Source organism: Eubacterium sp. AM46-8, from assembly GCF_003466705.1.
Taxonomy (GTDB): domain Bacteria; phylum Bacillota; class Clostridia; order Lachnospirales; family Lachnospiraceae; genus Lachnospira.
This window is the reverse complement of the sequence record NZ_QSEU01000019.1, coordinates 40,047-47,698: the sequence shown is the minus strand read 5'-3', so window position 1 is coordinate 47,698 and position 7,652 is coordinate 40,047. Positions and strand designations below refer to the sequence as shown.

General features: G+C 35.6%; 10 protein-coding genes. 1 reads left to right on the top strand and 9 read right to left on the bottom strand.

The window, feature by feature from the left end:
- The 3 genes from DW963_RS12145 to DW963_RS12135 all read right to left on the bottom strand — a co-directional run.
- A partial coding sequence (locus DW963_RS12145; protein ID WP_147347602.1) for a hypothetical protein occupies nucleotides 1–208 on the bottom strand: 208 nt, incomplete at its 3' end.
- Between the two features lie 14 nt (nucleotides 209–222).
- A complete protein-coding gene (locus DW963_RS12140; protein ID WP_117916072.1) occupies nucleotides 223–1,176 on the bottom strand; it encodes a helix-turn-helix transcriptional regulator in 954 nt (317 codons plus the stop codon).
- A 159-nt stretch (nucleotides 1,177–1,335) separates the two neighbouring features.
- Complete coding sequence (locus DW963_RS12135) at nucleotides 1,336–1,629, bottom strand: hypothetical protein (RefSeq protein WP_117916071.1); 294 nt, start codon at nucleotides 1,627–1,629, stop codon at nucleotides 1,336–1,338.
- 215 nt (nucleotides 1,630–1,844) lie between these two features.
- Here DW963_RS12135 and DW963_RS12130 point away from each other — a divergent pair, with 215 nt between their 5' ends.
- Entirely contained in the window at nucleotides 1,845–2,165 is a 321-nt protein-coding gene (locus DW963_RS12130; protein WP_055287675.1) for a helix-turn-helix domain-containing protein, read from the top strand.
- On the opposite strand, the gene DW963_RS12125 is transcribed toward DW963_RS12130, so the two are convergent.
- From DW963_RS12125 to DW963_RS12100, 6 genes are all read right to left on the bottom strand, one after another.
- A complete protein-coding gene (locus tag DW963_RS12125) occupies nucleotides 2,139–2,387 on the bottom strand; it encodes a hypothetical protein (RefSeq protein WP_055214303.1) in 249 nt (82 codons plus the stop codon). The two genes, DW963_RS12130 and DW963_RS12125, sit on opposite strands and share 27 nt — an antisense overlap.
- A gap of 167 nt (nucleotides 2,388–2,554) precedes the next feature.
- On the bottom strand, nucleotides 2,555–2,995 hold the full coding sequence (locus DW963_RS12120; protein WP_117916069.1) for a hypothetical protein: 441 nt from the start codon (nucleotides 2,993–2,995) through the stop codon (nucleotides 2,555–2,557).
- 166 nt (nucleotides 2,996–3,161) lie between these two features.
- Nucleotides 3,162–4,415 carry a type II toxin-antitoxin system HipA family toxin gene (locus tag DW963_RS12115; RefSeq protein WP_117916067.1) on the bottom strand — a complete coding sequence of 418 codons (1,254 nt, stop codon included), beginning with the start codon at nucleotides 4,413–4,415 and terminating at the stop codon, nucleotides 3,162–3,164.
- Nucleotides 4,416–4,421: 6 nt separating this feature from the next.
- The gene (locus DW963_RS12110; protein WP_117916065.1) at nucleotides 4,422–4,739 is read right to left on the bottom strand and encodes a helix-turn-helix domain-containing protein; all 318 of its coding nucleotides are present in this window, start codon (nucleotides 4,737–4,739) and stop codon (nucleotides 4,422–4,424) included.
- 161 nt (nucleotides 4,740–4,900) lie between these two features.
- The gene (locus DW963_RS12105; protein WP_117916063.1) at nucleotides 4,901–6,076 is read right to left on the bottom strand and encodes a M20 family metallopeptidase; all 1,176 of its coding nucleotides are present in this window, start codon (nucleotides 6,074–6,076) and stop codon (nucleotides 4,901–4,903) included.
- A gap of 21 nt (nucleotides 6,077–6,097) precedes the next feature.
- Nucleotides 6,098–7,489 (bottom strand): YfcC family protein, encoded by a 1,392-nt coding sequence (locus tag DW963_RS12100; protein ID WP_055214307.1) that lies wholly within the window; start codon nucleotides 7,487–7,489, stop codon nucleotides 6,098–6,100.
- Between the last annotated feature and the right edge of the window lie 163 nt (nucleotides 7,490–7,652).

The window sequence follows — 7,652 nt, the reverse complement described above, 5'->3', positions numbered from 1 at the left end:
ATATAATAATTCTATAAGTTCTTCTTGAAGCTTCTATTTTATCTTCACATTCATAATTTATACTTCTGTTTAAATCATCTACCAAACTATTAGCATAATTTATACTTCTGTTTAAATCATCTACCAAACTATTAGCTACTAACAATTTTAGTATTTTTTCAATACTCTCCAGCCTATATTCAATATCTTTCACTTTAATTTTATTCATTGTATCTGTTCATCTCACTCCACCACTTCCACATTCTCTCCCTGACTCCTCAGCCACACATTAATCCCCTCACCGAATACCTCAGCGGATACGGTGTATACGCCATCTTTTTTATCAAGAATCTTTGCTGTAGGTAGGCGGTCAAGAACTGCCTCAATGCTTCCACCTTTGTACTTGAATTTGATTTTCTTGAGCTTGCCGCCATACATAAACTGTACTCTCTTGCGAAATTCTCCCTCTTCAAATCTATCACTGTAAGGTATCTTAAAATGCTCATCAAGCACCTTATAGTCAGCTATCCTGTCAATTCTGTAGATTGTTGGAAACGCATCATCTATCACTTGAAAATTCGCCTTGATTTTTTCATCATCTATAAAAGCTGTAAGATAGAAGTAGAATTCTGAAAACATTATTGCAACAGGCTTTACTCTCCGCTTAACCACTTTATTATTAGTACTTTTCTTATATTCAAGTTCCAGATAATTGCAATTTCTTATTGCAAGTCCAATATCCCACATCTTATCTACAAACTCTGATTTGTTTGTCAGTTCTATGTAATGGAACTCCTCATTTTTAATTAAATCCTGTACTATCACTTTCCCCTCTTGTGGTGCACAACGGTCAACCAGTATGCCAAGAATATGTTGCATCTTTTTTCTCGTAAACGCCCTGCTGTCCAGCAGTATCTTGCATATTGCAAGTATCTCGCTGTTTGTCAGCTTTGTTTTGTATATCTGATTGAGATAATGTCCGCCTTTCTTCTTGTCATATTCGATTGTGTTGATTACTCCGCTCTTTCCAGCTTCCTGTTCAAAGAAATTATTAATTGCACTTATATCACGCTGAATGAATCGCTCAGATACACCATATCTGGCAGCTTCAACTTCTTTGTCAACTACTTCTCCTTCCATAAAACGTTGATACAAGTTTAGTACACGGCTTACTTTATCGTTGTAGTCATTCTCCATATGTCATTCTCCTCATTTCAGTAAGATAATGTAATGCAATATTTCACGATTTAAGCTGTTAATATTTTAGCACTTTGTTGTAGAAAATGCTAATATAAAATCAATTTATGTGAATTTTTATGCAACATTTTCACAAATATAAGTTCTAATATTAATTCACTATACAATAAATGAAAATATATTAAATCCTGTAAACACATATATAATATACAGCAACATAACCACGAATAAAAACAGATAAACAATTGCCAGAATTGGATATCCTATGCTTCTTAACTTTATCAGCCTGCATTCTTCATAATACTCTTCGTAATTAGCATATGGAGTCTTTTCTTCTTCCGGTAATTTATTCCACACCTGTCTTGAGTTATATCTGATATTGAATAGATATGGCCTTTTCAGATATACATAATCACTCTCGTTATCATTTTCAACATTATTATTGTCGCTCATCTTATGCCTCCTCATTTTGCTTCTCTTTTATGTATTAATGATAACGGACAGGTCGGACATTATATGTCTTAGTGCCATATTTTATCTTTTTATTTTAAAAAACATTTTTAATTGTCCGTGACTAATTTTATTTTAGTTGTAGATAATTATATCATCAGCTAATCAATATTACAATTATGTGTATTGTATTTATCATCTTTATAGCGAGGGATTTCATGAAAGATATTGATTTTGAAAGTATTGGAAAGAAGTTGAAAGAAATACGCTTATCTAAAGGTTTGCCACAGGACGCTGTTGCCAGTGCTGCTGAGGTCAATACTTCTCATATAAGCAATATTGAAAATAACCGTGTGAAAGTTTCCCTGCCTACACTTATCTATATATGTAATGCACTAGGTGTAACTGTAGATTATGTGTTATCCGGTGAATATACTGGAGATTATTCTTCAATCGACAGGGAAATCATGAAAGAGATCCAGTCTCTTTCTGATGAAGAAAAGGAACGTGTCTTAAGGGTTGTGCGTGCCCTCAAGTAATCTCACTGCATAGTTAAATCCTGCCATGAAGCTTTCTTTTTTCGCAACTTCAGCAACTGCCATATATTTATCACGCTCACATTCATAATCGCTCCATGTTGCCAGTTCTTTGAACTGCATCAGCTCATGTTCAATCTGTTTTTCTACTAATTCATCCACATTTTTCATTATATCTGTCTGACTTACAAGCATGTTATATAATCCTTCTAATTCATTCTGCATAATTATTCCATCCTGTATATAATTTATGGTGTTCCAGCTGCCTACATAATTACTCCCAGCCTATTTCCTTTAAATAATACCAGTTATGTCAGACACTTATTGTCATATTATTTTATTTTATAAAAAATCAGGCTTTGGATTTCTCCTCCGCCTGATGCATCATCCATTTAATTAATCTTCACTACATATTGAGTATCCATATATTCAGCAATTGCATCTGATAATAAATCTGCAAATCTTTTCTGTACATATTTTACATTCATATTATGTTCTTGTTCGTTATCATCAGCATTTCTAAAAGATAAATTCAAAATATTATCTTCCACATTTTCTACCCTGAGTGGCTTAATCCATGTACTCATCTGTATATCCTGAATATTATATTCTGTCTGAAGAACTAATAATATTGATTTCCAGTTATTTTGGATATTAGCAACGGGACTATCTTCTATGCTGTCCGCGTTATATTCCTTCTGCACCTCATTATAATCTTCTTCTTCGTCTTCATCATAGTCGTCGCTTCTCAGCTTATCCTCATAGTAATGCATTTTTGCATTTGCAACTGCTCCTTCAATATTAGCTTTCACATTAGCCCAGAAAAATCCCATAATAAATGTCTCCTTTCATCTGTACATAAATCGACTGTAAATACAGGTTGTTTGTATATTAAGAATAGCATTCAAGTCAGACATATTGTGTCTATACAATTTTTTATGCTTACAAATTATAAAAAATCAGGCTTTGGATTTCTCCTACGCCTGATGCATCTGTATTTTAATATTCACATTCTCTGAATGCAGGTTTCATTTTTTCTATCTGTCCCCTGCTTATATCATAATCCTTAGCCAGTCTCTGCCAGTTATTTTTTACAATCTTCTTAATCTCATCTACTCTATCTTCTGCTTCTTTTGATGACAAACCATAATATGAAGATGCTTCTATTGCTAGATTAAAATCAATACTTGAATCATATTCATCTACATTTAAAGAAAGATTTTCCCCATATATATCAGGATTAACATCGTACATTGGTGAAAGTCTCCAACCATCTTCTGTTAATATAAAGCCATGATTTCTAAAATGATCATCCGTATTAGATACCGCCATACTAAAAACTATTCTTCGCCATAACTCAGCCAAATCTTCTTTTGCTTTAGCTCCATTAGCCCTTAAAAAAGATGCTATCTCTAAATAGCTGCTTCCATCTATACTTCCTGCACCATCCTTTTTCCCCAGCATTGTCATCGCAGATGAAAAATGTATTCTCTGTTCACCATCTCTGTCAAATCTTTTAACTAAAAATGTACTTCCTGTTTTAGAAAACTTTTCCAACTTAGCTTCTGGCACATTCAGACCACACATTTTTGCTAATTCATGTACAACCATCTCCCATGCACCTGAATTAAACTCATCATGCTTTGATGGAAATTTTGCTATCCACAACGCTCCATCTGGTGCCATTACTGATGCTTTAGGTCTTGCTCCTCCCAAAGATGAACCTGGCGCAATTAATTGCCTAAGCCACTTTTCTTCTAAAGCATTATCATCATTTTCAAATGATATAGATGCCTGTTCTAATTGTCGAAGTGATGTCCACGGAGGTGTTGCAAGTTCTTTATCATCTGATAAAAATTCTTCTTCTGGATATGTTTTAAATCTTAATCCCCCCATTCTTGCTTTATCATACACTCCTAAAAGATAATCACTTTCCACCAGTTTCCTTGGTTTTTCATCAGCTTTTTTTGCCCTGATGGCCTCTCTCCTTTTCATAAGCAGTCTTCCCCATCTGTCAGGACATGAATCTGCAAAAACGCCAAAAATATTTTTATCATCATTCACATATTGTCTGCCATTATACAATTGTAAATCCGGATCTATAAAAGTCGTAGATTGTTCAAGCCATTTTTCATCATATTCAAATGAATAAAACTCCTTACCTCTTGCCATAGAAGCATATAATTTTCCTATTAATTGTTTATCATAAGGTAAAAAATCTGCATAAACATATATTATTCTTTCCCCATTCATTTACATTCACCTCTTTTTTCTTACCCTCTTTTGTACATGCAAATCCAAATCCTGCAGCTTTCTTCCTAGCTCATCATCTTTAGCTACTAATAATAAATCTTTATCCATGTAATTCAATGCATGTAAAACTGCTGCATAACACCCCATAGCAACTGAAGGTGATCCCTTCTCTATAGCACATAATGTTGCCCTGCTTATCCCAGCTCGCTCAGCAACAATTTCTGCTGATATTTTTCTTCTTAATCTTGCATATTTTATTTGTAATCCCATCTGTTCTAGTATGTTCAATGTTTCCGGTAATAACACTATAGATTTTTTAGGCATAATATCATCTCCTTACATCAATAATATTATACACCTCTATTAATTTTGTCAATTTTTATTTACTTTATTTTTAATTATTCATAAAAATCAGGCTTTGGATTTCTCCTCCGCCTGATTACAACTCTATTAATTCAATTCAATATTATCGCTAAACCCACTAATCAGCCTTTTTCTCTCGCCACCTCAAACTCCTGCTTTATCTGCGCAAGAAGCTCAGGATTAACAAGAACATCGCATATTGAATCAGCCATTATCTTTGCTGCATATACTATGGCATTATGCGCTGCATCACTCTTTCCCGCTTTAAGATAAGCTTCTGAATGTGGCTTTGCATCCTTGTCTGTGAATGCAATTCTTATACATGAGCCTGGAACTTCATATAACACATTGCCAAAATCTGTTGAGCCAGTCCTTTCGCGTGGTGGCGCAATCGATGGGGCATTCTCATATGCTGCATTTGCCATAAGCAGATCATTGACCTTATGGCACACAACCTTGCTCTTGAATGGAAGGTCTCTCTGAACCTCATATGTTGTTCCAGTCATAAGCGCAGCACCTTTTAAAATGTTGTAGAATCTCTCTACAACTTCATCAAGGTATTTCGTGCTGTATGAACGGAGTGTATATTCTGCAACAGTAAGATCCGGAACTACATTTGGAGGACCACCTGCATTACGGATTGTGTAATGCATTCTTGTGTCATCTTTAACATGCTCTCTTAACATCTCAATTGCATGGAATGATAATAACGCTGCATCAAATGCGCTGCGTCCTTCTTCTGGACTTATTGCAGCATGGCTTTTTACTCCGTGGAATGTTACCACAAAATTCTCGAGTGCCATACATTTTTCATCTACTGATGTATTAGGCGAACCATGCGACATAAATGCAAGGTCAAGCTCTTTCATATAACCTTTATCGAGCATAATTATCTTACCGCCAAGAGTTTCCTCTGCCGGAGTTCCATACACAACAAGCCTGCATGGATAATCCTGAAGGCAGTTCTTTACTGCGATCGCTGCCCCTATTCCGGCAGGTCCCTGAAGATGATGTCCACACGCATGTCCGATTTTTTCAAGAGCGTCATATTCAACAAGAATTCCAATCACCGGTCCGTCACTTCCATTATCCCATGTTGCCCTGAATGCTGTTTCAAGTCCTGTTCCACGCTCTACCGCAAATCCTTCTTTTTCAAGATAACTGCACAATATATCAGATGTCTTGTACTCTTCCTCGCTTATCTCCGCAAGGTCGAATATCTCATCTGACATCTGGCATAAATCTTCTTTATAGCTGTCAATAACCGCCCCAAGCTGCTTCTTAATATCGTCTGACATAATATCTGCTCCTAATCAATTCTAATATCCAATCATTAATGCACCAAGCATAAACAGACATCCAAGTGCTGTCCATATAAGGAACAGAGGCATCATGAACTTAAGCCATTTACTGTATGGAATCTTTGATACAGCAAGATATCCCATAAGTGATGATGACATTGGAAGTACTGAGTTAGAGAATCCGTCTCCTAACTGGAACGCAAGTACTGATGTCTGTCTTGATATTCCTACAAGGTCTGAAACCGGCACCATAAGTGGCATTGTAACTGCTGCCTGACCTGTTCCTGACACGATTACGCAGTTAATAAGTGACTGACATAAGAACATGCCGACAGCCTTAATTGAATCTGGCATAACATTTACAATATTAACAATTCCATACACAATAGTATCAAGAATATTGGCATCACTTAATATTACCTCAACTGTACGGGCAATTCCGATTATAAGACATCCTACAATAATGCCTTTAGCACCTTCTCCGAATTCCCTTGCAATTCTGCTAGGACCGTAACCGCTGATAAATCCGCATATTACACCCATAAATATGAACAGGCCTGACATTTCTTCAAAGTACCAGCCCTTCTTTGAAAGGCCATATATAAGTATTCCAAAACCAAGTGCCATAACAACAAGAACTGCAATCTGTCTTACCGTAATTGTGTCTGTTGCATTGTCAAATGTGTACTCCTGGTCTTCAGGAATTCCATATATTACGCTTTTTTCAGGATGTGCTGCAACCTTTCTTGCATAGCAGATTATGTATGCACTTGTAGCAGCAAGAAGCACAACAAGAATGAATACTCTGTAAGCCATTCCTGAGAACAACTGCAATTCTGCTATATCCTGCGCAACTCCTACATTGAACGGATTAAGTAATCCGGCTGTGAATCCAACCGCTGCACCGAGTGCAATCATTGCTGTTCCTGTAACTTTATCAAGCCCTAAGAATAACGCAAGTGTAATTCCGATAGGAACGAATATCATAACCTCTGATGACATTCCCATTGTGAATCCGAATATAGAAAATAATGTCAAAAATACAGGGATTACAACATATTTGTGCTTAGAAAATGTCTTAGATAACTTCTTGCATAACGCTGTAAGTGCGCCTGTTGATGTAATTACCTGAAAAGCTCCGCCGATTATCAGCATAAATGTAATTGTTGACGCTGATTTCACAATTCCGGTATAGATTGCTGAAGGAATCTTTAACGGATTAAGCGGACTTGATGCTATTCTGTGATAACTTCCAGCTTCAACTAAAGTCTTGCCTGTTGCGGCATCTTTAAATCTTGTAAACTCGCCTGCCGGCACAATATATGTTGCCGCTGCAGCAATAAGAATAATTACCACAAGTATTACAAATGTATGTGGCGTTTTCCATTTTTTCTTTGCTTTTGTTTCCATGAAATTTTCTCCCATAACAAATTTATATTTTTATACATTTTAATATAAATCATACTAAAAATAAAATTGTATGTTTTTATCGAAAGTATAAATCTAATTTATAGTTTCGATTGATTGATACATTTTAATTATGTATAATTATTACATTATTATTGAAACATGC